The organism is Nucisporomicrobium flavum (assembly GCF_016464385.1).
GTDB classification, from domain to species: Bacteria; Actinomycetota; Actinomycetes; order Mycobacteriales; family Micromonosporaceae; genus Actinoplanes; species Actinoplanes flavus_A.
The window spans coordinates 625,388-649,073 of record NZ_JADMLH010000003.1 but is presented as its reverse complement, the minus strand read 5'-3'; the positions used below and the strand labels follow the sequence as shown (position 1 = coordinate 649,073).

Below are 23,686 nucleotides of genomic sequence, written 5' to 3'. Positions count from 1 at the left end.
GGTCGTCTACATTGAGCGCCATGGATGGGATCAAGACCTCTCGCCGCGGGCTGCTCAAGCTGGGCGGCGTCGCCGCGGTCACCGCCGCCGCCGGGGCCGGCGCGGTCACCGCACTGCCTGCCGTCGCCGACGACGAGGCGCCGCCGGCCGGCTTCCACCTCGGGTCGTACACCTCGGCGGGTGGCCCCGGGCTCGCCCGCGGCCACCTCGATCCGGCGACCGGCGCGCCCACCGTGGACGCCACCACGACGGTGCTGCCGGATCCCTCGTGGCTGGCCGCGAGCCCCGCGGGCAGCATCCTCTACGCGGTCAGCGAGCGGGACGACGGCACGGTCAGCGCGCTCACGCCGGACCTGGGCGTGCTCAACACCGTGCCCACCGGCGCCGGGCCCGCGCACGTCGCGGTCCACCCCAACGGCAGCTTCCTGTTCGTGTCGCTGTACGGCGGCGGCGCGGTCGTCACCCACCCGATCGGGGCGGACGGCACGGTCGGGGCGGCCACGGACATCCGCCGCCAGGGCACCCAGGACCAGCAGTCGCACGCCCACCAGGTCGTCGTGGACCCGCTCGGCACGTACGTGCTGGCGGTCGACCTGGGACGCGACACGGTGTTCACGTACACGCTGGACGCGCAGGCGGGCGTGCTGAGCGAGGTGAGCCGGGCCGCGCTGGCCCCCGGCAGCGGCCCGCGGCACCTCGCCTTCCACCCCGGCGGCGATGTCGCGTACGTGGCCGGCGAGCTCGACTCGACGATCACCGTGTGCGCGTGGGCCGACGGCAAGCTGACCCCGGGCCAGGTCGTCGCGGCCGCCCCCGCCACCGGCGTGCGCAACTACCCGGGCGAGATCGCTGTCTCCCCCGACGGCACCCACGTCTACGTCAGCAACCGCGGCACCGACACCGTGGGGGTCTTCACGGTCGGCCGCAACGGCGCCAAGCTGAAGCGGGTGGCCGCACCGTCCTGCGGCGGCGTCTGGCCCCGGCACCTGGCCCTCGACGCCGCCGGCCGGTGGCTGTACGTCGCCAACCAGCGCTCGGGCACCGTCACGTGGCTCCCGGTCTCCGGCGGCGTTCCCGGCGCCGTCGCCGGCTCGATCACCGTCCCGGGCGCCGCGCAGATCCTCCTCTGACACCCGGCATCGACTTTGGTCGGGCCGCCCGCGACCCTCGGCCGTATCGCCGCCGGGGTCGCCCCCGCGATGCTCGGAGGGTGATCGACGAGCGGACGGTGGCGACCCCGGCGGGGCTGCGGGTGGCGGTGTGGCTGGGGCTGGCGGCGATCGGCGGCGGGCTCGGCTGGGTGGTGCACGAGCTGCCCGGATGGCTCCTGCGCATCCCGTTCGTGCCCCTGCGCGGCCCACTCCGGTTCGCCGCCGGGCTGCCCGAGCCGGCGGCGACCGTCGTCACCGTCGCGGTGGGCACGCTCCTCGGCCTGGCCCTGGCCTGGCTGGTGGACAAGGAGTCGCTGACCGTACGGATCACCGGCACGGACGTGGTGCTGATCCACCCCGGCGTCCACCGGACCGTGCCGCGCGCCGAGGTCGCCGTGGCCTACCGCGAACGCGACGAGCTCGTGCTGCTGGGAAGCAGCGGACGCGAACTGGCCCGCGAACCGCTGCTCGTCGGGGGACAGCGGCTCGCGGAGCTGTTCGGCGCGGCCTGGACCGCTCAGGACCCGTACGCGGCCTCCTATCGGCGCTGGGTGCCCGGCCTGCCGGACGTGCCCGCCGAGGCCGAGGCGCTGCTCACCGCCCGGCAGAAGGCCCTCGCCGACCACGACACCGACGACGCCCGGCAGCTCCGGCAGGAGCTGGCGCGGCTGGGTTTCGTCCTGCGCGACGAGAAGCGGCGGCAGTTCTTCCGCCAGGCTCCCTAAGCGGTGCCGGCCAGGGCCTCGCCGTACCTCTCCACCCCGATGTACGACCGCAGGTGCGCATGCCGGCTGCCGACCGCGATGTCGCGCCAGTACCGCTGCAGCGGGTTCGCCGACGCGAAGCCGCTCGCCCCGTGCAGGTCCAGCATCAGCTCCACCGCGGCCCGGCAGTCCCGGGCGGCGTCCACCATGTCCAGGTGCAGGCGCGCATGGTCGGCCGGCGAGACGTCACCCCCGTCGGCCGCGTCGGCGATCGCCAGCAGGGTCCGCTCGGCGCGGTCCACCAGCAGGGTCGCCTCGGCCAGCCACTGCCGTGCGGCCGGCGACTCTCCCATCCGGGCGTACGCGGTCATCGACGGCTTGCGGTCCGAGGCGAACATCGCGTCGGTCACGTCGAGCGCGCCGCGCGCCGCGCCCACCAGCGGGGCGAGGACCGTGGTCCCGTAGAAGACGTGCAGGGCGGGGCCCGGGGGTCGCGCCGGACGGATCCGGGCCTCCGGCACCAGCACGTCGCGGGCGACGAGGGTGTGGCTGCCCGTGCCGCGCAGCCCGGCCGCGTCCCAGGTCCGCTCCACGCTCAGGTCCGACGCGGGGATCGCCGCGAACATGTACGTCCCGTCGACCATCACCGCGAGCCCGGCCCACGCGGCGTCCTCGCAGCCGGACACGTACGCCCACCGCCCGTCGACGCGGACGCCGTCAGGGCCGCGTACCCCGGTCGCGGTCGGATGGCCGGAGCCGCACGCCAGCGATTCCGGATCGGCGAAGAACTCGTCCGGAGCTTCGGCGCCGAAAACGTCCCCGACGAAGGTCTTGGCGGTCACGCAGGTGCCGGCGACCCACGCCGTGGCCGGGCAGTACCGGCCCAGCTCCGCGAGGCGCCGTACGGTCGTGGCCGCGTCCGCCCAGGTCCCGCCGAACCGCTCGGGCACCCGCAGCGCGAACGCCCCGGCCCGCCGGGCGACGTCGAGGCTCTCGGCCGCCGGCCGCTCCTGCTGCTCGGTCTTCGCCGCGTTGGCCAGGAGGATGCGGGCCTGGCCGGCCCCGATGGTTTCGCTCATCACGTCCATCGACCCAACCAGCCGCGGGGGAAGCGGACCATGCGCCATCGGCCCACCTTCATGCGCGGCCGTTCCGGGGCCGGGCGCGCCCGGCCTACCCTGCGGCCGTGGACATTCTCAGCGAGGTGATCGGCAGCATCCGGTCCGGCCGCGCCTCCGCGCGCCGCATCACCGAGTCCGGCGCCTGGGGTGCCCGCTACCCGCCCTTCGTCGGCGTCGGGTTCCACATCGTCCTCGCCGGCACCGGATTCCTAGTCACGCGTGGCGGCAGCAGCGTCGCGCTGGAGCCCGGCTCCGTGGTGCTCGCCCCGTTCGGCGCCGAGCACGGTCTCAGCCACGCGCCCCGCCCCCTCGCCTCCCTGCCGGTGGCGAGCATGGGTCCCGAACCGCCGCGGCCGGCACCGTACGACTTCGAGTTCCTCTGTGGCTGCTACCGGCTCGACCGTGGCCAGATCCACCGCTTCCTCCGGGACCTGCCCGACGTCGTCGCGATCCCGCCGGACGACGAAAGCCATCCGCACCTGCCCGCGATGACGGCCCTGCTCCGCGACGACGTGGCCGAGGACCGGCCGGGCACGGAGGCGACCCGGGCGGCGCTGCTCGACCTGATCCTCGTGCACGCGCTGCGCCGCTGGCAGGACCGGTCCGGCGGCGGCGACTGGCCGGCGGTCACCGACGCGGGGATCGCCGCGGCGCTGCGGGCCGTCCACGACGAGCCTGAGACACAGTGGACGGTCCAGCGGCTGTGCGACATCGCGGGCATGTCGCGTACGGGCTTCGTCCGCCGCTTCACCGCGCTGGTCGGCAAGCCCCCGATGGCGTACGTGACGGGCTGGCGGCTCACCGCGGCGGCCCGCCTCCTGCGCGAGACCCGTGACCCGCTCGCCGCGATCGCCCAGCGGGTCGGCTACTCGACGGAGTTCACCTTCGCGAGCGCCTTCCGCCGCGAGTACGGCCTGCCTCCGGGCCGTTTCCGCCGCAGCGTCCAGGCCGGCTGACCTCCTACGCCGGACCGAGCCGCAGCGTGGTGGCGGCGGCCTCAGCGGTGACCATGGAACCGGCACCGGACCCGTACTTGGTGCGGTACGCGGCGTCCACGCGGGCGGTGACGTCCGCCGACGAGTCGCCGAGGTCCTCGACGGTGACGTCGGCCTCGAACCCGGGCACCCGGACCCGCGCCCGCCGGGAGCGCAGCGCCGCGCCGAACCATCCGGTGTCCCGCCGGTGCCAGCTCCGCACGTACGCCTGACCACCGGCACACACGACCCAGACCGGCACCCAGCCCCGCAGTGACCCGTCGGCCCGCCGCACAGCGATCTCCAACTCCCCCGCCGCATCCACGAGCCGCAGCTCCTCAGCAGTCCATCGGCTCGCCATGGTCAATGCATAGCAGGCCGCTGGACGGTGGCGGTGGCCACCCAGATGGTGAGGACGGCGAGGAAGTCGCCGCGGTCGCCTGCCGTGCCGACCTGGCCCAGCCATTGGTCGCGCAGCCCCGGCGGGGTCGGCCAGGCTTCCTCCGGGACCTCGGGGTTGACCATCGGCAGCACCACGGCCGCCGAGGCCGGGTCGCCGAAGAAGCAGGTGACCGGGGTCGCCGTGACGTCGTGCAGGCCGCGGTCGAGCAGGCGGCGGCGCAGGGTGCGGCCCATGTCGAGCTGTTTCGGGGTGAGCCGGCCGTGCATGTGGCCGACCACCGTGCCGGCCAAAGCGCCGTCGACGCCGTCGAAGGCCAGCGACGACCAGTCGGTGTCGAGCAGGCAGATCCGGCCGCCGGTGCGGGTCACCCGGACGAGCTCGCCGATCGCGGCGTCCGCGTCGTCGACGTGCTGCAGGACGCGTTCGCACCAGACGCCGTCGAAGGTCTCGTCGTCGAAGTCGAGCGCCGCCACGTCGCCGGTCACGTACCGGATGGCGCCGCCGGTGTGGCGTTCCCGGGCGGCGGCCAGCGTCGCGGTGGAGTAGTCGAGCGCCACGATCTCGCCGCCGGGGGCGACCGCGGCGGCCAGCTCGCGGGCCACGTCGCCCGCGCCGCAGCCGGCGTCCAGCAACCGCTGGCCGGGCGCGGGGCGCAGTGCCTGCCAGGCGGTGTGGCGGACCCGCTGGATCTCGGGGTGGCGGGACATCGCCTCGAGCGCGCCGACGATCAGCGCGAGCATGTGGGGCGGTATCCGGTCGAGATCCGCGAACGGGGTGCGGTCGAGCTGTGCGGGTTCCATGGCGCAATGGTGGCTCGCTGATCCCGCGACTGCGGGCGCTCGTCAACCTTCCGACACGAGCCGTTCACCTTGCGTGGTCGCGGCCGCCGCCCCCTGCCGGTGGCGGACCGTGGTTTGTAAGATCCGCAACATGACGGCAACACGGATCGGTCTGGCAGGGTACGGCTCGGGCGGGCGCATCTTCCACGCTCCCCTGCTCGCGGCAGCCGCGGACGTCGAGTTCACGGGGGTGGTCACCCGCTCCCCCGAGCGCCGGGCGGAGCTCGCGAAGGGGTATCCGGACGTGCCCGCGTACGACTCGATCGCCGACCTGGCGGCCGCCGGCGCCGAGGCCGTCGTGATCTCCACGCCGGCCGCCACGCACACCGATCTCGCCCGGGAGGCGATCGGGCTGGGGCTCGCCGTGGTGGTGGACAAGCCGTTCGCCCTCGACGCGGAGGCCGCCCGGGAGGTGGTCACGCTGGCCGAGGAGGCGGGCGTGCCGCTGACCGTGTACCAGAACCGCCGCTTCGACTCCGACTTCCTGACCGTGCGGCGGCTGATGGACGAGGGGGCGCTCGGCGAGGTGCGCCGCTTCGAGTCCCGGTTCGAGCGCTGGGACCCGGACCGCCGGCCCAAGGCCGCGGGCGGCGGCACGCTGCTGGACTTCGGCGCCCACCTCGTCGACCAGGCGCACGTGCTGTTCGGCCCGGTCTCCCGGGTTTACGCGGAGCTGCGCACCGACGACGGCGAGCTGGACAGCGACGTGTTCGTGGCGCTGCACCACGACAGCGGCGTCGAGTCGCACCTGTGGGGCAGCATCCGGCAGGCGGCACCCGGCCCGCGGTTCCGGGTCAGCGGCACGACCGGCACGTACATCGTCGACGGCCTCGACGGCCAGGAGGCGATGCTGAAGGCGGGACGCTCGCCGGCCGCCCTCGGCGAGCGCTGGGGCGTGGAGCCCGAGCACGCCTGGGGCCGCCTCTACCGCGGCAAGACGGGCGCGCCCGTCCGCAGCGAGCGCGGCCGCTGGGACAGCTTCCACCCGGCGTTCGCGGCGGCGGTCCGCGGCGAGGGCCCGCTGCCGGTCGACCCGTGGGACTCGGTACGCGCCATGGACGTGCTGGACGCGGCCCGGATGAGCGCCACGACCGGCGAGACCGTGGACCTCGGCCAGCGTCCTCAGGGCGTGAGCACGACCCGGTAACGCGCCTCGCCGGCGAGCATCCGGTCGTACGCGGCACCGGCCTCGGCGAGCGGCCGGGTCTGCGTGATCGGCCGGATGCCGGTCAGCGCGGCGAACTCGAGCGTCTCCTCGACCTCGCGGGCGGTGCCCGACGGGTGGCCGTGCACCGACCGGCTCGTCGCGATCAGCTGGAACGGGCTCACCCGGATCGGTTCCGGGTCGGCGCCCACGACGACGAGCTCGCCGCCGGGACGCAGCCCGTCGACGGTGGCGCTCATCGCGGCGGAGTCGCCGGCGGTGGCGAGCACCACCCGGGCCCCGCCCAGCTCCTGCAGCCGCGCGGCGACGTCGCCGGCGGTGCTGTCCACGTAGTGGTGGGCGCCCAGCCGGGTGGCCGCCTCGGCCCGGTCCGCTCCGCGGGCCACGACCACCGTCTCGAAGCCGAGCTTGACGGCGAACTGCACGGCCAGGTGTCCCAGCCCGCCGAGGCCCAGCACGGCGACGAGGTCACCGGCGCGGGCCCGGCTGCCGCGCAGCGCGGTGAACGTCGCCACGCCGGCGCAGCCCATCGGCGCGGCCTCGACCGCGCTGATCGCGTCGGGGATGCGGGCCGGGGCGGTGGCGGGCACGACGACCGCCTCCGAGTAGCCACCCGGGTACGCCCACCCCGGCACCTGGATGCGCTCGCAGTGGATGAAGTCGCCCTCCCGGCAGCTCCGGCAGATCCCGCAGTTGCCGCCGAACCAGCCGACCGCGACGCGGGTGCCGACGGTCCACTGCTGCACGCCCGCGCCGACGGCGTCGATGCGGCCGGCGATCTCGTGGCCGGGGACGAGCGGGAACGGCACCTCGGGGAAGGCGGCGCCGACGAACGCCGCGTCCGTACGGCACACCCCGCACGCCTCGACGGCGATCCGTACCTGGCCGGGCCCCGGCTCGGGCAGCTCGCGCTCGACGATGCGGAACGGGCCGCCGGGCTCGGCCACCTCGGCGGATCGGATCGTGGGCATGGCACACCTCGTGGTTCTCGCTGGTTCGCGGCGACCGGTCGGTGCCGCCCGTCGATCACACCGCGCCGCACGGGCCGCCGGGGCCTCCGGGCGAGCCCCGCTGTGCCTAGGAACGCCGGACCCACCTTCGGCTCCCGCGGCGGTGGCCGACGGCCGGATACTGGTCCCGTGGTGCATGCCGAACTCAAGGAATTCCTGCGTTCCCGGCGCGCCCGGCTGCGGCCGGAGGAGAACGGGATCGCGGGCACCGCCGGCGGCCGGCGCGTGCCGGGGCTGCGGCGCGAGGAACTCGCCCGGCTCGCCGGCATCAGCGTCGACTACTACGTCCGGCTCGAGCAGGGCCGCAACCTGAACCCTTCCGACGCCGTCCTCGATGCGATCGCCCGCGCGCTGCGCCTCGACGACACCGAACGGGCCCACCTGTTCGCGCTGGCCCGCGCCACGCCCGCCCGGCGCCGCCGGCCCGTACGCCCGCAGCGCGTCGCCCCGGCCACCTACCAGCTGCTGGAGACCCTGGACGAGGCGGTCAGCCCGGCGCTGGTGCTGGGCCGGCGCCTGGACGTGCTGGCGATCAACCGGACCGCCCGCACGCTCGTGGGCGACTTCCTGGCGTGGCGCGGGAGCGCAACTACGCCCGCTTCGTCTTCCTCGACGCGGCCGCGCGCGACCTGCACCCCGACTGGGCCGCCGTCGCGGCGGACACGGTCGCCACGCTGCGCCTCGACGCCGGCCGGCACCCGGACGATCCGGCCCTGGGCGCCCTGGTCGGCGAGCTGTCGGTGCGGGACGAGGACTTCCGGCGCTGGTGGGCCGACCACCGGGTGCTCGCGCGCAGCAACGGCACCAAGCGCTACCACCATCCCGTCGTCGGCGACCTGACGCTCACCTACCAGGCGCTGACCCTGCCGGACGACGCCGACCAGACGCTGTTCGTCTACACGGCGGCGAGCGGCACGCCCGCGCACACCGCGCTGCGGCTGCTGGCGCAGTGGAGCGCCGAGACGGCCCGGCCTACAGCAGCGTCTGCCACAGATGGCGCAGCGAGGAAGCGTCCATAGCGTCGGTGTTGACGAGCACCACGAGGCGCCGGCCGGAGTCCGGAAGGCACGCGGCGAACGTCTTGTAGCCCGCGTTCTGCCCGTCGTGGTGGAACCAGGGCTCGCCGTTGTAGGAGCCGACGAACCAGCCGTACCCGTAGCCGTGCGAACGCTCGTCGGCCGGGTCGGCGACGGCCCGCTCAGTGGTCATCAGCGTGCGCCACGGCTCGCCCAGCAGGGCACCGGCGCGCAGCAGGTCCATCCAGTGGATCATGTCGGTGGTCGTGGACCAGACGTCGCCGGCGCCCATGCCGACGACGTCCAGGTCCCAGGACGGCATCGGGGCGCCCTGCGCGTCGTGCCCGGGGGCGATGTCGGGCCGGTCGCCCGGCGACCCGGCGAAGGTGCCGGCCAGCCCGGCCGGCACGAAGATGCGGCGGTCCAGGAATTCCCGGTACGGCGTCCCGGCGACCCGCTCGACGACGTGCGCGGCGAGCACGTACGCGGGGCTGCTGTACGCCCACCGCGCCCCGGGGGCGGACAGCGGCGGAACCGAGCGGAACGTCTCGAGCAGCTCGCCGGGCTCCACCCGCGCCCCCAGGTCGATCATCGGGTAGTCACGCCAGTGGCCGATGCCGGAGGTGTGGTTGAGCAGGTGGTGCAGCGTGACGCCGGGCCAGCCGGGGATCCACCGGTCGAGCGGGTCGTCGAGGTGCAGCAGGCCGTCCTGGGCGAGCAGCAGCACGGCGGTGGCGGTGAACTGCTTGCTCACCGAGGCGAGCTGGTAGCGAAGCGGCGACTCCTGCCCGATCACGACCTCGCTGCCCCGCTTGAGCAGCACCATCCCCCCGTGCATCATGGGCCGACCCTAACCGACCACTTCCGCCAGCGTCCGGGCCGGCCGACCGGTGAGCTGCTCGATCGCGGGGTCCACGGTGGACATCTCGCCGGCCGCCACCGCCGTGTACGTGCTCACCCACGCGTCCACCTGCCAGCCCGGCGCGCCGTAACGGGCGCGGGACGCGTACGCCTCCTCGAGCGTCTCGTCGTGGAAGCGGGCGCCGACGGTCGCGGCCATCTCGGCGAAGGTGAGCGCCTGCGGCCCGGTGAGGTCGTACGTCCGCCCGGCGTGCGCGGCCGGGTCACGCAGCACCGCGACGATCGCGTCGGCGATGTCGTCCTGGGCCGCCACCGCCGCCCGGCCCTCACCGCCGGGACCGCGGATCACGCCGTCCTCGCCCACCATCAGCGGCACGAAGTCGGCGTAGAGGTTGTCCCGCAGAAACGTGAAGCCCAGCCCCGAGGCGCGAATGTGCTCCTCGGTCGCCCAGTGGTCGCGGGCGAGCGTGAACGTGGCGTCGGGGGCCGCGCCGACGAACGAGGTGTAGACGAGGTGGCGCACGCCGGCGGCCGCGGCGGCGTCGACGAAGGTGCGGTGCCGGTCCACCCGGTCGGGCGTCTCGGACGCCGACACCATGAGCGCCGTCGTGCTGCCCTCGAGCGCGGCGCGGACGGCGGCGAAGTCCGCGTACTCGGCGCGGGCCACCTCCGCGCCGGGGACCTGCGGTGCCCGCGCGGGGTCGCGGACGAGGAGGCGCTGGGGCCGGTCCAGGCGGGCCGCGACCCGGCGGCCCAGCCGGCCGGTGGCCCCGCTGACCGCGATCATTGCCGTCATTGAACTTTTTTCAACGTGGCGAGGTCGGCAGTGACCGCCAGATGTCGACGGCCCGGCAGTGTCAGGCTCGATGCCAGGTTGAAAAAGGTTCACTGTCCGACGATATGCCGGGGGCGGACCTCCGGACCGAGGACCCGGGCGGTCGCGAGGGATTCGGCGAACGTGGCCGGGTCGAGGTCCAGCCCGGCGGGGAGCCAGCTGAGCTCCGGGCGGCCCGGCTCGGTCATCGCCGCCAGGACATCCTGCGGGGTCAGTCCGGCCTCCTGCAGGGCGCGCAACTCCCGGGGGTTGATGGCAGGTGGCAGTGGCCCGTTGCCCAGGTCGGTGCCGTACCGGAGCTTTCCGCCGTACCCGAGGAAACGCCGGAGGTTGGCGATCGCCGTGCCCCGCGCCGGGGTGGGGGTGCCCCACCCGTGGATGTCGAGCGTGCTGATCCACGTCATCCGGCCGGCGCAGTCGCGCGTGAGCCCGTCGTCGAGCTCCTCGGTCCACGGCGTGTGCGCGAGCAGGTCCGCCCCCGATTCGTACGCCGCCTCCACCGTCCCGGGCCCCTCGGCGTGCACGACGACCGGCAGCCCGAACGCGTGCGCCGCCGCGACCACCGCCCGCAGCGTGGCCGCCGGCAGCAGCGGACCGCCGGCGTGTGCGGTGACCTTGATCAGCGTCGCACCCGCGGCGTGCGCCTCGCCGACGGCGTCGCCCGCGTCGGTGGCCGAGCGGAGCTCGCGGCAGCTTCCGGCGGGCGCCCACGCCCGGTCTGTCGGGTAGCCGCCGGGAGCGGTCAGGAACGGGCCCGCATAGCGGACCCAGGGATGGCGGGCCGCCAGCGCCGCGACCTTCCCCGGTACCCCGCCGAGGTCCCACACGTACGCGAGCCCGCCGGCGCGCAGGGTCGGCACGTCGACGAGCGCCGAGTGCACGTGCGCGTCGCCGAGCCCGGGCAGCACCGTGCCGGGCAGCCGCAGCCGCTCCTCGCCGGGCGGCACGTCGGCGAGCGGGACGACCCGGCCGTCCCGCAGCGCCACGCCCGTCCGCAGCCGCCCGTCCCACCAGAGGGAATCCGGGACCAGCCAGGTCACGGCTGCTTCTCGACCAGCTCGCGCAGAACCTCCAGCCCGCGGTGGAGCTCGGCGAAGCTGGTGCTCAGCGGTGCCGGGCCGATCCGCAGCCCGTCGGGGCGCCGGTAGTCGGGGATGACCCCGCTGTCCCACAGCGGCTCGAGCAGCTGCTGGAAACCGGGACGCCGCAACGTCACGTGGCCGCCGCGACGCCCGGGGTCCCGCGGGCCCGCCACCGTCACGCCCAGCGGCGCCAACCACCGGTCCGCCACGTCGAGCACGTAGCCGGTCAGCAGCAGCGACTTCTCCCGTACCGCCTCGATGCCGGCCTCGGCGAGCAGGTCCAGGTTGGCGTGCAACGGCACCATGGCCAGGATCGGCGGGGTGCCGCTGAGCAGCGCCCGGGCGCCCGGCGCGGGCTCGTGCCCCGGGCCCATCTCGAACGACGCGCGATGGCCCATCCAGCCCCAGATCGGCTGCCGCACCTCGTCCCGCAGCTCCGCGCGCAGGTAGGCGAACGCCGGCGCGCCCGGGCCCCCGTTGAGGTACTTGTAGGTGCACCCGACGGCCAGGTCCGCACCCCACGCGTCCAGCTCGACCGGCACCGAGCCTGCCGAGTGGCTCAGGTCCCACAGGGTCAGCGCGCCGGCGGCGTGCGCCACCCGGTTGATCTCCGCCATGTCGGCGACCCAGCCCGAGCGGTACGCGACATGGCTGAACAGCGCCAGCGCGGTGTCCTCGCCGACCACCTCGGCGACCTGCTCGGCGGTGATGCCGGCGGCCGGGTCGGTCTCGATCCACACCAGCTCCACACCGCGCTCGGCGGCGACCGCCTCGCACACGTACCGGTCGGTGGGGAAGTTGTCGGTGTCCAGCACGATCGTCCGGCGCCCCGGCCGGGCGTCCACCGCCGCGCGGACCAGCTTGTAGAGCAGCACGGTGGTGGAGTCGGCGATGACGGTCTGCCCGGCCGCCGCGCCCAGCGCCACAGCGCCCAGCCGGTCGCCGAGCCGCTCCGGCCACTCCAGCCAGCCGTCGGTCCAGCCCCGGATGAGCCGGCCCGCCCACTGCTCGCGGATGAACTCCTCCATCAGCTGCGCGGTCGCCCGCAGCGGGCGGCCGAGCGAGTTGCCGTCCAGGTACGAGACGACGTCGAAGTCGTCCGGCGCGAGGAACCGCTCCCGCATCGGCGCGAGCGGGTCGGCGGCGTCCAGGGCCGCGGCGCGTTCCAGCAGGTCGTCGGTCACCGGGCCGGCTCCCCGATCTCGGTGCGGACGGCGTACAGCTCGGGGAAGAACTCGATGTCCAGCGCCTGGCGCAGGAAGTTCACGCCGCTGGAGCCGCCGGTGCCGCGCTTGAAGCCGATTGTGCGCTCCACCGTCTTGAGGTGCCGGAACCGCCACAGCTGGAAGTTCTCCTCGAGGTCCACGAGCTCCTCGCAGGCCTCGTACGCCTCCCAGTACTTGTCCTTGTGCTCGTAGATCGCCTGGAAGACCGGCACGAGGTCGGCGTGCATCGTCCACGGCTGGGTCACGTCGCGGTCCAGCAGCGCGTGCGGCACCGCGTGGCCCGCACGGGCGAGGAAGCGCAGGAACTCGTCGTAGATGCTCGGCGTCTCCAGCGCCTCGGTGAGCATCGCCTGCGCGGCCGGGTCGTCGTCGAAGATCTTCAGCATCCGCCGGTCCTTGTTACCGAGCGTGAACTCGACCGCCCGGTACTGGTACGACTGGAAGCCCGACGACGTACCCAGGAAGCTGCGGAACTCGGCGTACTCGCTCGGGGTGAGCGTGGCCAGCACGGACCACTGCTCGGTGAGGCAGCGCTGGATGTGCTTGACCCGGGCCATCCCCTTGAGCGCGGGACGCAGCTCGTCGGCGGCGAGCCGGCGCCGCACCTCCCGCAGCTCGTGCAGCACCAGCTTCAGCCAGAGCTCCGACGTCTGGTGCTGCAGGATGAACAGCAGCTCGTCGTGGTGCTCCGGCACGCTGACCGGGTGCTGCGCGGACAGGATCTCGTCGAGATGCAGATATTTCCCGTACGACAGGTTGACCCTGAAGTCGCGGACGATCCCGGACTCCAGCGGCCGCTGATTCGGCGCCACGATGCTCCTCCTCGAATGATCCCTTGCAGCAGATCACACGAGGTCAGATGTTGGCGAGGGTCCCGTCGGTAAGGATCGGACCCCAGTACACCCACTGACCGTCGTGGCGGACGAACCGGCTCCGCTCACGCATCTCCCCGGGCCGGCCGCCGTCGCGGTAGTGCGCCCGGAACTCCACCACACCCTCGGCGTCGAACATCCCGCCGCCGCTGGACTCCAGCACGTCCAGCCCGGTCCAGCGCAGCTGCGCATCCGGCTCGACGGACGCCGGCCGGGTCTGCGGATGCCACGAGGCCAGCACGTACGCGGCGTCGTCGAGCACGAAAGCGGCGTACCGGGAGCGCATCAGGGCCTCGGCCGTCGCGGGCGCCCGCCCCTGATGAGCGGGACCGCAACACTCCCCGTACGCCTGCCCCAGCCCGCAGGGACAGGCCCGCCCCTCCTCGAACCCACCCACACCCGCCGGCCGGCGCCGCGTCGCACGTTTGCCCATACGCCTATTGTTCCCCGGCCGGCACCTCGACCGAGCGGTAGTAGCCGATCTTCTCCCGGATCTGGGCGCGCTGGAGGATGAGTTCGTCGATGCGGCGGCCCAGTTCGGCGTCGTGGTGTTCGAGGAGTTCGCGGCGGTCGGTGACCGTCGATTCGTCGCGGCAGAGGTCGGCGTAGCGGCGCATCGAGGCGATCGGCATCCCCGTGTTGCGCAGGCAGCGCAGGATGTTCAGCCAGGCGATGTCGTCGTCGTCGAAGACGCGCTGGCCACCCGGGGTGCGCGCGATCCCGTCGAGCAGCCCGATGCGTTCGTAGTAGCGCAGCGTGTCGAGGCTGAACCCGGTCCTCTCGGCGATCTCGCCCGGCGTGTAGGTCGGCATACCCGGATTCTGCCCCGGGCGGGCGCCGCCGTGGGGGCGCGGTCAGCCGGCCTGCTGCTCGGCCACGATCCCGCTGATCACCTTCTGGCAGCGGTCGAGTTCCTCGATGAGGGCCTGCATCTCCTCGATCGCCGAGACCGCGTTCTGCGTGTCGGCGCGGATGCCGCCGACCTGGCCGCCGATCTCGTTGGTCGCGGTGGCCGTCTCGTTGGCCAGGTCCTTGACCTCGCTGGCCACGACGGCGAAGCCGCGGCCCGCCTCCCCGGCGCGGGCGGCCTCGATGGTGGCGTTGAGGGCGAGCAGGTTGGTCTGCTTGGCGATCGTGGCGATGAGCTGGACGACCTTGCCGATCTCCGTGCTGCTGGCGTCGAGCCGCTGGATGACGGCGACCGCGGTCTCGGCGGCGCGTACGGCGGACCGGGTGGCCGTGGCCATGTCGCTGCTGACGTCGGCGAGCCGGTGCACCGAGTCGCCCGCCGCGGTCCCGTGGTGACCGGTGTCCTGCGGGTTCTCGCCGGTCCAGTCGCCGGCGGCATCCCATTCACTCATCGCGCACCACCCATCACTCGTCTCCGCACCAACATCCCATCTCGCCGCGGTGGTGCGGGGCGGTTTCCGGGGACTGATGGAGTTCGCAATTTCGGTCATGGATCCGTCCGGTGCTGCAAGACTCGGTTCAAGATTTGCAGAGCGCTGACGTAGGATTCCGTCGTGACCAAACGTCTGGCCGAGGTGGCCAAGAAGGCGGGCGTCAGCGAGGCGACCGTCAGCCGGGTGCTCAACGGGCGCAGCGGGGTCTCCGAGGCGACCCGCGCGTCCGTACTGACCGCGCTCGACGTGCTCGGCTACGAGCGCCCGACGAAGCTGCGCGGGGAGCGAGGGCGGCTGGTCGGCCTCGTCCTGCCCGAGCTGCAGAACCCGATCTTCCCGGCGCTCGCCGAGGTGGTGACCGCCTCGCTGGCCCAGCGCGGGTTCACCCCGGCGCTGTGCGCCCGCACGATCGGCGGCGTGCCGGAGCGCGACTACATCGAGATGCTGCTCGACCATCAGGTGTCGGGCGTCGTCTTCGCCGGCGGGTCGTACGCGCTGGCCGACGCCGAGCACGGCCACTACAAGCAGCTGCTCGACCGGCGGATGCCCGTGGTGATGGTCAACGGCGGCGTCGACGACCTCGGCTTCCCGCACATCTCCACCGACGACGCGGTCGCCGTCGAGCAGGCGTACGGGCACCTGCGCTCGCTCGGCCACGAACGGATCGGCATGGTGCTGGGCCCGGAGGACCACGTGCCGTCGCGCCGCAAGCTCGCCGCGATCGCCGAGGCGGGGGGCTGGACGGACCCCGTGGAGCAGTGGCCGGTGGAGCGGACGACGTTCTCGATGGAGAGCGCCCGCCTGGCCGCGACGCGGCTGATCCAGCGCGGGATCACGGCCCTCATCTGCGCGAGCGACGTGCTGGCCCTGGGCTCGATCCGGGCCGCCCGGCGGCTGGGGCTCGACGTGCCGGCGGACGTCTCCGTGGTCGGCTTCGACGACAGCGCGCTGATGACGTGCACGGACCCGCCGCTGACCACCGTGCGCCAGCCGATCGAGCTGATGGGCCAGGCCGCCGTCGACGTGCTCGTGAAGCAGATCGAGGGCGCCGCGGCGTCCACCGACGAGCTGCTGTTCGAGCCGGAGCTCGTGGTGCGCGGCTCCACCGCGCCGGTGCCGGCGCGCTCGTGACGGGCGGCTGACCAGCACATTCATCACCATCACCAGGGCGGGCCCGGCGGGCCCGCCCTTCTTCGTGCCCAGAACCGCAAGAGTCGCAAATTTTCTACTTGCCGTCGAGTTCTTGCGGGACCTCGTTTGACTTTGTATCGTCATCGCCACGAAACATGACAGCGAGAGCCACGTCACATTTCGATCCACCCATAGACGCGCACCCCATCCAGGAAGGGGCGTAATCCCCCATGTTCACCAGCAGGTTGCGCAGTGCCCTCGGGCTGCTGCTCGTCGCCGGCGTCGCCATGTCGGCCGCGGCGTGCGGCGGGGACGACGACACAGAAGCGGCGAAGGACGGCAAGGTCACGCTCGTGATCAACGGCCTCCCGCCGGCCACCGAGAAGGCCACCCACGACCGCTTCCTCGCCAACGTCGCCGAATTCGAGAAGGCCAACCCGACCATCAAGATCGACGCCCGCGAGGGCAAGATGGACCCGCAGACCTTCCCGGCGAAGCTCGCCGGCGGCCAGCTCGAGGACGTCTTCTACGTCTACTTCACCGACCCGGCCAACCTGATCGCCAAGCGGCAGGTCTCCGACATCGGCAAGTACCTCAAGGACTATCCGGTCACCTCGCAGATCAAGCCCGAGGTGCTGCGGGTCTTCCAGGACGACAAGGGGAACACGTACGGGCTGCCGTACAAGAACTACTCGATGGGCCTGCTCTACAACCGCGACCTGTTCACCAAGGCCGGGCTGGACCCGAACAACCCGCCGAAGACCTGGGCCGACGTGCGGACCGCGGCGAAGAAGATCGCCGGGCTGGGCAACGGCACCATCGGGTACGGCGACTACAGCAAGAGCAACACCGGCGGCTGGCACTTCACCACGGAGCTGTACTCGCTCGGCGGCGAGGTCGCGGTGAACCAGGGCGGCACCTGGAAGGCCGCGTTCAACGGGCCCCAGGGCAAGCAGGTCCTCCAGCAGCTCAAGGACATGCGCTGGACCGACAACTCGATGGGCCAGAAGCAGCTGCTCGAGTGGGCCGACCTGCTGCAGCAGATGGGCTCCGGCAAGCTCGGCATGTACCTCGCCACCGCCGACAACATCCCCACGATCGTCAACCAGTACAAGGGCAAGTACGAGACGTACGGCCTGGGCCCGATCCCGGACGGCAAGGGCACGCTGGGCGGCGGTGAGGGCTACATGTTCAAGGCGGGCCTGAGCCCCGAGAAGATCCAGGCCGGCCTCAAGTGGCTGACGTTCTGGTTCACCTCGGCGGACCGGTACGAGGCCGAGAACAAGTGGTCGAGCGAGACCAAGCAGCCCGTCGGCCTGCCCGAGCCGGCCATCTTCACCGGCGCGGCGGCGCAGACCCAGGCCGCGGCCGACAAGAAGTACGCCAACGTCCCGCAGCAGAACTACGCGCCGTTCGTGGCGAGCATGGGCTCGATCCCGGTCAAGCTCGAGCCGCCGAACGCGCAGCAGATCTACGCGACGCTCGACGTGGCGATGCAGAAGGTGCTCACCGACAAGAACGCGAACGTCGACCAGCTGCTGGCCGACGCCGAGACCCAGGTCAACCAGATCCTGGCCACCGTCAAGTGAGTGCACTTCCCTCGGTGGCTCGCGCGCGCGGCGCGCGCGCGGGCCACCTGCGCCGCAAAGCCTCCGACAACCTGCTGGCATACGCCTTCATGGCCGCGGGCCTGGCGTGCTTCGCCTTCTTCTCGTGGTACCCGCTCGTCAAGGGCGTGATCCTCAGCTTCCAGCAGGACAACTTCGTGGTCCCGCCGTACTGGGTGGGGCTCGACAACTACCGGGCGCTCTTCGACGACCCGCTGTTCTGGACGGCCTGGAAGAACACGCTGTTCTTCACCGGGCTGGCCCTGATCTTCGGGTTCGCGCTGCCGTTCTTCATCGCCGTGCTGCTCAACGAGTTCCGCCACTTCAGCGGCTACTTCCGGGTGCTGGTGTACCTGCCCGTCATGCTGCCGCCGATCGTCGCGGTGCTGCTCTGGCGCTACTTCTACGACCCCGGCGCCGGGCTGTTCAACACGCTGCTGCGCGGCGTCGGCCTGCCCGAGTCGCAGTGGACCCAGTCGTCGACCACCGCGATGATCTCGCTGGTCCTCGTGTCGACGTGGGCCAACCTAGGCGGCGCGACGCTGATGTACCTGGCCGCGCTGCAGGGCATCCCGGGCGAGCTGTACGAGGCCGCCGAGCTGGACGGCGCGAGCGTCTGGCAGCGGCTGCGGCACGTCACGTTCCCGCAGATGCGGTTCATCATGCTGGTCCTGCTGCTGCTGCAGATCATCGCGACCATGCAGGTCTTCATCGAGCCGTACGCGCTGACCGGTACGTCCAACCCGGACACGATCACGGTGATGGTCCTGGTCTACCGCTACGCCTTCACCGTCAACAACGACTTCGGCCTCGCCGCCGCGATGAGCGTGCTGCTGTTCGTCGTGCTCGGCGCGTTCTCCGCGCTGTACCTGCGGCTGACCCGCAGCAGCGGGGACTAGGAGACCACGATGACCCTCACCGCCCCGACGCAGAGCCCGGCCGGCCCGGTGCCGCCGGCGCCCGCGCCGCCCCGCCGGAAGCGGACCGTCGGCGCCACCGGTACGGCGAGCCGGACCCTCATCTCCGCCGTCGACCTGCAACGGCACCGCACGCTCTACTTCCTCGCGCTGGGCGCCACGCTCGTGGTGTTCACGCTGGTGTTCCTCTTCCCGCTGTACTGGATGGTCACCAGCGCGGTGAAGTCGCCCGCCGAGTACGCCCAGAGCACCCCCACTTTCATCCCCGAGTCCTGGCACCCGGAGACGTACGCGACCGCGTGGACGAACATGCGGATCGCCAAGTACTTCACCAACACGGTGTTCTACGCGGTCGGCGGCTGGCTGCTGTCGCTGGTCGTCGACGTCGGGGTGGCGTACGCGCTCAGCAAGCTCAAGCCGGTGTTCGGCCGCGTGGTGCTCGGCGCGATGCTGGCGAGCCTGATGCTGCCGGCCGCCGCGCTGCTGGTGCCGGCGTACAAGACGGTCGTGGACGTGCCGCTGTTCCACGTCAACCTGCTCAACACGCCGTGGGCGCTGTGGCTGCCGGCCGCCGCCAACGCGTTCAACGTGTACGTGCTCAAGCGCTTCTTCGACCAGATCCCTGACGACCTGCTCGACGCGGCGGCGATCGACGGCGCGGGCCGGCTGCGCCAGCTCTGGTCGATCGTGCTGCCGCTGTCGCGCCCGGTGCTCGGGGTCACCTCGATCTTCATCATCGTCGCGATGTGGAAGGACTTCCTCTGGCCGCTGCTGGTGTTGCAGGACCCGGAGTCGCAGACGCTGAGCGTCGCGCTGGCCCGGCTCGCCAACACCAGTCAGGTGCCGCCGACCGAGCTCATGGCGGGGCTGGCCATCGCGAGCGTACCCATGATCGTCGTCTTCCTGATCTTCCAGCGCAGCATCATCGGCGGGCTCTCCGCGGGCTCTCTCAAGGGCTGAACGTCAAGAAAGCAGGTCACTGTGCCCAATTCCTGGTGGCGCGACGCCGTCATCTACCAGGTGTACCCGCGCAGCTTCGCCGACTCCGACGGCGACGGCGTCGGCGACCTCGACGGGATCCGCGCGCGCCTCGGCCACCTGGCAGCCCTCGGCGTCGATGCGATCTGGATGAGCCCCTGGTACCCGTCCCCGATGGCCGACGCGGGGTACGACGTCGCCGACTTCCGCGACATCGACCCGGTCTTCGGCACGCTCGCCAAGGCCGAGGCGCTGATCGCCGAGGCGCACGCCGTCGGCATCCGCACGATCGTCGACATCGTGCCCAACCACGTCTCGAGCGAGCACGTGTGGTTCCGCAAGGCGCTCGCCGATCCGCGGGCGCCCGAGCGGGAGCTGTTCTGGTTCCACCCGGGCCGGGGTGAGAACGGCGACGAGATGCCCACCGACTGGGCCGGCGAGTTCGGCGGCACGACGTGGACCCGTACGACGAACCCGGACGGCACGCCCGGCGACTGGTACCTGCACCTGTTCACGCCCGAGCAGCCCGACCTGAACTGGGACCATCCCCGGGTCCGCGCCGAGTTCGAGGACATCCTGCGGTTCTGGTTCGACCGCGGCGTCGACGGCATCCGCATCGACTCGGCCGCGCTGCTGTTCAAGGACCGGGGGCTGCCGCCGGTGGTCGACGGGCAGCCGCACCCGTTCCACGACCTCGACGAGGTGCACGAGGTCTACCGCGCGTGGCGCCGGGTGTCGGACGGCTACCCCGACCGGGCGCTCATCGGCGAGGTGTGGATGCCCGAGGTCGACCGCTTCGCCAACTACCTGCGCCCCGACGAGCTGCACGCCGCGTTCAACTTCGACTTCCTCGGCTGCGCGTGGGACGCCGTGCTGATGCGCGCGTGCATCGACCGTACGCTCGACGCCCACCGCGCGGTCGGCGCGCCCGCCACCTGGGTGCTGTCCAACCACGACGTCACCCGGCACGTCACCCGGTACGGCCGCACCACGACCACGTTCAGCTTCGAGAACAACCTCGACGGCACCCCGGTGGACCTGGAGCTGGGCACCCGCCGCGCCCGCGCCGCCGCGCTGCTCTCGCTGTCGCTGCCCGGCGCCACGTACGTCTACCAGGGCGAGGAGCTCGGCCTCTGGGAGAACGAGAACATCCCCGTCGAGCGCATGCAGGACCCGATGTACGCCCGCCGCGGGCACAGCCGCGACGGCTGCCGCGTCCCGCTGCCGTGGAGCGGCGACGAACCGCCGTTCGGCTTCTCCACCGCGGAACCGTGGCTGCCCCAGCCGCCCGAGTGGAAGGACCGTACGGTCCAGGCCCAGACCGGCGACCCCAGCTCGATGCTGGAGCTCTACCGCTCGGCCATCGCCGCCCGCAGGGTCGAGCCCGGCCTGCACGAACCGGCGATGACGTGGCTGCCGAGCGCCCCCGGCGTGCTGGCGTACACCCGGGGCGCGGGTTTTGCCTGCGTCCTCAATCTGTCTCCGGAAGCCGTCGAGCTTCCGGTGCACCACACCGTCCTTCTGACCAGCAGCCCCCTGGAAAACGGTTTCCTTCCCCCGGACACCGCCGTGTGGCTGCGCCTGGCCACCTGACGAAAGGCATCCCCATGGCCGTCCCCCGAAAACTGGCCGTCGTGGCCGCCACCGCGGTGGTGGTGTCAGCCACCGCGGTGGCTACCTGGACCGCAGCCCCGGCGCAGGCCGCCGGGCTCTCCCCCTTCGACGTCCCCGGACGCGGCGCCACCGTCCCGTTCGCCGAGCAGGAGGCGGAGAGCGCGGCGACCAACGGCACGAAGACCGGCACCAGCCGCTACTACGGCCAGCTGTCGTCGGAGGCGTCCGGCCGCGAGGCGGTCACCCTCGACGCGGCCGGCGAGTACGTCGAGTTCACCCTCACCAAGCCCGCCAACGCCATGACGTTCCGCTACAGCATTCCGGACGGCAACAACGGCGCGGGCCGCGACGCCTCGCTGGACGTACGGGCCAACGGCTCGGTCGTGAAGTCCGTACCGGTCACCTCGAAGTACAGCTGGTTCTACGGCGGCTACCCGTTCAACAACAACCCGGGCGACTCGAACCCGCACCACTTCTACGACGAGGCCCGGACGATGTTCGGCACGACGTACGCGGCCGGCACGAAGCTCCGCCTCCAGGTCTCGTCCACCGCGCAGTCCCCCACGTTCACCATCGACCTGGCCGACTTCGAGAACGTGCCCGCCGAGCTCGGCAAGCCGTCCGGTGCGATCGACGTGGTCGCCGACTACGGCGCCGACCCGACCGGCGCGACGGACTCGACGGCCAAGTTCCAGGCCGCGGTCAACGCCGGGTCGTCCTCCGGCCGTACGGTCTACGTGCCGCGCGGGAACTACACGCTCTACAGCCACGTCATCGTCGACCGGGTGACGCTGGCCGGCGCCGGTCCCTGGTACACCGTGCTCGGCGGCCGGCACCCGACGCAGCGCAACCAGGCCGCCGGCATCTACGGCAAGTACGTCTCCGACGGCGGCCCGAGCCAGAACGTCACGGTCCGCGACCTCGCGGTCATCGGCGACATCCGCGAGCGGGTCGACGACGACCAGGTCAACGCGTTCGGCGGCGCGATGAGCAACTCGACGATCGACAACGTGTGGATGCAGCACACCAAGGTCGGCGCGTGGATGGACGGCCCGATGGACCGGTTCACCATCAAGAACAGCCGCATCCTCGACCAGACGGCCGACGGCGTGAACTTCCACATCGGCGTCACCAACTCGACGGTCACCAACACGTTCGTCCGCAACACCGGCGACGACGGCCTGGCCATGTGGGCGCAGGACGTCCCCAACGCGAACAACTCGTTCACCCACAACACCGTCGTGGCGCCCATCCTCGCGAACAACCTCGTCAGCTACGGCGGCCGGGACATCGTGATGACCGACAACGTCGTGTCGGACACGGTGACCAACGGCGGCGGCATCCACGTCGCCAACCGGTACCCGGGCGTCACCGGGCCCACCGCCGTGGCGGGCACCTGGACGCTGGCCCGCAACACGCTGATCCGGGCCGGGAACTCCGACTACAACTGGAACTTCGGCGTCGGCGCGATCTGGTTCGACGGGCTCAACGCCCCGCTCACCGGCGCGACCATCAACATCACGGACACCGACATCCTGGACAGCTCGTACGCGGCCCTGCACTGGATCGAGGGGCAGTCCAGCGGCATCCGGCTGAGCAACGTCAACATCGTCGGCGCCGGCACGTACGCCCTGCAGGTCCAGGCCCCCAGCCAGGTCACCTTCGACAACGTGCGGGCCAGCGGCATCGCCCAGTCCAAGCCGATCCACAACTGCGTCGGCTCCGGCTTCCAGATCACCCGGACCGGCACGAACACCGGCTGGTACACCGACACCCCGGACTGCGGACCGTGGCCCGCGCCGCAGTGGACCAACGGCTCGACCACGCCGCCGTCGAACCCGACCACGCCGCCGTCCGACCCGCCCACGACCCCGCCGGCCACCGGGAACCTCGCTCAGGGCAAGGCCGTCACCACCTCCAGCACCTCCGGGCCGTACACCGGCGCGAACGCGGTGGACGGCAACGCGGCCACGTACTGGGAGAGCGCCAACGGGTCGTTCCCGCAGACGTTCACCGTGGACCTGGGCTCGGCGCAGAACGTCGGGCGGCTGGTGCTGAAGCTGCCGTCCGGCTGGGAGACCCGCTCGCAGACCATCGCGGTCTCCGGGTCGGCCGACGGCTCGTCGTACTCGTCGCTCGTGGGCGCGCAGGCGTACACGTTCAATCCGGCGAGCGGGAACACCGCGACCGTCACCCTGCCCACCGGCAGCCGCCGCTTCGTCCGGCTGACCTTCTCGGCCAACACGGGGTGGCCGGCGGGTCAGCTCTCCGAGCTCGAGGCGTACGCCGACGGCGGTAGCACCACCCCGCCGCCCACCACACCGCCCACCACCCCACCGCCCACGGGGAATCTGGCCGCCGGACACACCGTCACCGCGACCAGCCAGGCGGACGTCTACACCCCGGCCAACACCGTGGACGGCAACGCGAACACGTACTGGGAGAGCGCGAACAACGCCTTCCCGCAGTCGCTGACCGTGGACCTGGGTCAGAACCGTACGGTCTCCCGGGTCGTGCTCAAGCTGCCGCCGGCGGCCGCGTGGGCGACCCGGACCCAGACGCTGTCCGTACTGGGCTCCACCGACGGCTCGTCGTACGGCACGGTCAAGGCGAGCGCCGGCTACACGTTCAACCCTTCCTCGGGTAACACCGCGAGCGTCACCTTCGCGGCGACGACGCAGCGCTACCTGCGGCTGACGTTCACCGGCAACACCGGCTGGCCCGCGGGTCAACTCTCCGAGTTCGAGGTCTACGCCTCGTAGCAAGAACCGCTCCTC

22 protein-coding genes and 1 pseudogene are annotated in these 23,686 nt (G+C 72.4%); 11 read left to right on the top strand and 12 right to left on the bottom strand.

The window, feature by feature from the left end; translation table 11 throughout:
• Positions 1 to 20: 20 nt before the first annotated feature.
• A complete protein-coding gene (locus IT780_RS11005; RefSeq protein ID WP_199511336.1) occupies positions 21 to 1,130 on the top strand; it encodes a lactonase family protein in 1,110 nt (369 codons plus the stop codon).
• 80 nt (positions 1,131 to 1,210) lie between these two features.
• The gene (locus IT780_RS11000) at positions 1,211 to 1,876 is read left to right on the top strand and encodes a YqeB family protein (protein WP_199511335.1); all 666 of its coding nucleotides are present in this window, start codon (positions 1,211 to 1,213) and stop codon (positions 1,874 to 1,876) included.
• On the opposite strand, the gene IT780_RS10995 is transcribed toward IT780_RS11000, so the two are convergent.
• Positions 1,873 to 2,934 carry an acyl-CoA dehydrogenase family protein gene (locus tag IT780_RS10995; RefSeq protein ID WP_199511334.1) on the bottom strand — a complete coding sequence of 354 codons (1,062 nt, stop codon included), beginning with the start codon at positions 2,932 to 2,934 and terminating at the stop codon, positions 1,873 to 1,875. The two genes, IT780_RS11000 and IT780_RS10995, sit on opposite strands and share 4 nt — an antisense overlap.
• Before the next feature lie 107 nt (positions 2,935 to 3,041).
• On the opposite strand from IT780_RS10995, the gene IT780_RS43045 reads away from it, so the two are divergent.
• Entirely contained in the window at positions 3,042 to 3,932 is an 891-nt protein-coding gene (locus tag IT780_RS43045) for an AraC family transcriptional regulator (RefSeq protein ID WP_199511333.1), read from the top strand.
• Positions 3,933 to 3,936: 4 nt separating this feature from the next.
• Here the strand turns inward: IT780_RS43045 and IT780_RS10985 are convergent, their stop codons facing one another.
• Both IT780_RS10985 and IT780_RS10980 read right to left on the bottom strand, forming a co-directional pair.
• Positions 3,937 to 4,311: a DUF2255 family protein gene (locus tag IT780_RS10985; protein ID WP_199511332.1), complete on the bottom strand. Its 375-nt coding sequence runs from the start codon at positions 4,309 to 4,311 to the stop codon at positions 3,937 to 3,939.
• A 2-nt stretch (positions 4,312 to 4,313) separates the two neighbouring features.
• Complete coding sequence (locus IT780_RS10980; protein ID WP_199511331.1) at positions 4,314 to 5,153, bottom strand: methyltransferase domain-containing protein; 840 nt, start codon at positions 5,151 to 5,153, stop codon at positions 4,314 to 4,316.
• Positions 5,154 to 5,283: 130 nt separating this feature from the next.
• Here IT780_RS10980 and IT780_RS10975 point away from each other — a divergent pair, with 130 nt between their 5' ends.
• Entirely contained in the window at positions 5,284 to 6,339 is a 1,056-nt protein-coding gene (locus IT780_RS10975) for a Gfo/Idh/MocA family protein (protein ID WP_199511330.1), read from the top strand.
• On the opposite strand, the gene IT780_RS10970 is transcribed toward IT780_RS10975, so the two are convergent.
• Complete coding sequence (locus IT780_RS10970; protein ID WP_199511329.1) at positions 6,315 to 7,328, bottom strand: alcohol dehydrogenase catalytic domain-containing protein; 1,014 nt, start codon at positions 7,326 to 7,328, stop codon at positions 6,315 to 6,317. The two genes, IT780_RS10975 and IT780_RS10970, sit on opposite strands and share 25 nt — an antisense overlap.
• Positions 7,329 to 7,430: 102 nt before the next feature.
• On the opposite strand from IT780_RS10970, the pseudogene IT780_RS43435 reads away from it, so the two are divergent.
• Positions 7,431 to 8,386: pseudogene (locus tag IT780_RS43435) on the top strand (helix-turn-helix domain-containing protein).
• Here IT780_RS43435 and IT780_RS10960 read toward each other — a convergent pair.
• From IT780_RS10960 to IT780_RS42605, 8 genes are all read right to left on the bottom strand, one after another.
• Positions 8,340 to 9,176: a serine hydrolase domain-containing protein gene (locus IT780_RS10960; protein WP_372443675.1), complete on the bottom strand. Its 837-nt coding sequence runs from the start codon at positions 9,174 to 9,176 to the stop codon at positions 8,340 to 8,342. The pseudogene IT780_RS43435 and the gene IT780_RS10960 sit on opposite strands and share 47 nt — an antisense overlap.
• Positions 9,177 to 9,233: 57 nt before the next feature.
• A complete protein-coding gene (locus IT780_RS10955) occupies positions 9,234 to 10,031 on the bottom strand; it encodes an SDR family oxidoreductase (RefSeq protein ID WP_233412526.1) in 798 nt (265 codons plus the stop codon).
• A 98-nt stretch (positions 10,032 to 10,129) separates the two neighbouring features.
• On the bottom strand, positions 10,130 to 11,119 hold the full coding sequence (locus tag IT780_RS10950) for an amidohydrolase family protein (protein ID WP_307831130.1): 990 nt from the start codon (positions 11,117 to 11,119) through the stop codon (positions 10,130 to 10,132).
• A complete protein-coding gene (kynU, locus tag IT780_RS10945; protein ID WP_199511327.1) occupies positions 11,116 to 12,345 on the bottom strand; it encodes a kynureninase in 1,230 nt (409 codons plus the stop codon). The genes IT780_RS10950 and kynU overlap by 4 nt, the downstream gene beginning before the upstream one ends.
• A complete protein-coding gene (gene kynA, locus IT780_RS10940) occupies positions 12,342 to 13,199 on the bottom strand; it encodes a tryptophan 2,3-dioxygenase (protein ID WP_199511326.1) in 858 nt (285 codons plus the stop codon). Before kynA ends, kynU begins: the two co-directional genes overlap by 4 nt.
• Positions 13,200 to 13,242: 43 nt before the next feature.
• Positions 13,243 to 13,617, bottom strand: a complete 375-nt coding sequence (locus tag IT780_RS10935) for a YchJ family protein (protein ID WP_307831149.1) — start codon at positions 13,615 to 13,617, stop codon at positions 13,243 to 13,245.
• Positions 13,618 to 13,696: 79 nt separating this feature from the next.
• The gene (locus tag IT780_RS10930) at positions 13,697 to 14,071 is read right to left on the bottom strand and encodes a MerR family transcriptional regulator (RefSeq protein ID WP_199511324.1); all 375 of its coding nucleotides are present in this window, start codon (positions 14,069 to 14,071) and stop codon (positions 13,697 to 13,699) included.
• Between the two features lie 42 nt (positions 14,072 to 14,113).
• A complete protein-coding gene (locus IT780_RS42605) occupies positions 14,114 to 14,620 on the bottom strand; it encodes a methyl-accepting chemotaxis protein (protein WP_307831129.1) in 507 nt (168 codons plus the stop codon).
• Positions 14,621 to 14,782: 162 nt separating this feature from the next.
• Here IT780_RS42605 and IT780_RS10920 point away from each other — a divergent pair, with 162 nt between their 5' ends.
• From IT780_RS10920 to IT780_RS10895, 6 genes are all read left to right on the top strand, one after another.
• Complete coding sequence (locus IT780_RS10920; protein WP_199511323.1) at positions 14,783 to 15,793, top strand: LacI family DNA-binding transcriptional regulator; 1,011 nt, start codon at positions 14,783 to 14,785, stop codon at positions 15,791 to 15,793.
• A gap of 230 nt (positions 15,794 to 16,023) precedes the next feature.
• Positions 16,024 to 17,382 carry an ABC transporter substrate-binding protein gene (locus IT780_RS10915; RefSeq protein ID WP_199511322.1) on the top strand — a complete coding sequence of 453 codons (1,359 nt, stop codon included), beginning with the start codon at positions 16,024 to 16,026 and terminating at the stop codon, positions 17,380 to 17,382.
• 14 nt (positions 17,383 to 17,396) lie between these two features.
• Positions 17,397 to 18,299: a carbohydrate ABC transporter permease gene (locus IT780_RS10910; RefSeq protein ID WP_199511321.1), complete on the top strand. Its 903-nt coding sequence runs from the start codon at positions 17,397 to 17,399 to the stop codon at positions 18,297 to 18,299.
• 9 nt (positions 18,300 to 18,308) lie between these two features.
• Positions 18,309 to 19,277: a carbohydrate ABC transporter permease gene (locus IT780_RS10905; protein WP_199511320.1), complete on the top strand. Its 969-nt coding sequence runs from the start codon at positions 18,309 to 18,311 to the stop codon at positions 19,275 to 19,277.
• 21 nt (positions 19,278 to 19,298) lie between these two features.
• Positions 19,299 to 20,888: a glycoside hydrolase family 13 protein gene (locus tag IT780_RS10900; protein ID WP_307831128.1), complete on the top strand. Its 1,590-nt coding sequence runs from the start codon at positions 19,299 to 19,301 to the stop codon at positions 20,886 to 20,888.
• 14 nt (positions 20,889 to 20,902) lie between these two features.
• The gene (locus IT780_RS10895) at positions 20,903 to 23,671 is read left to right on the top strand and encodes a galactose-binding domain-containing protein (RefSeq protein WP_199511319.1); all 2,769 of its coding nucleotides are present in this window, start codon (positions 20,903 to 20,905) and stop codon (positions 23,669 to 23,671) included.
• Positions 23,672 to 23,686: the final 15 nt, after the last annotated feature.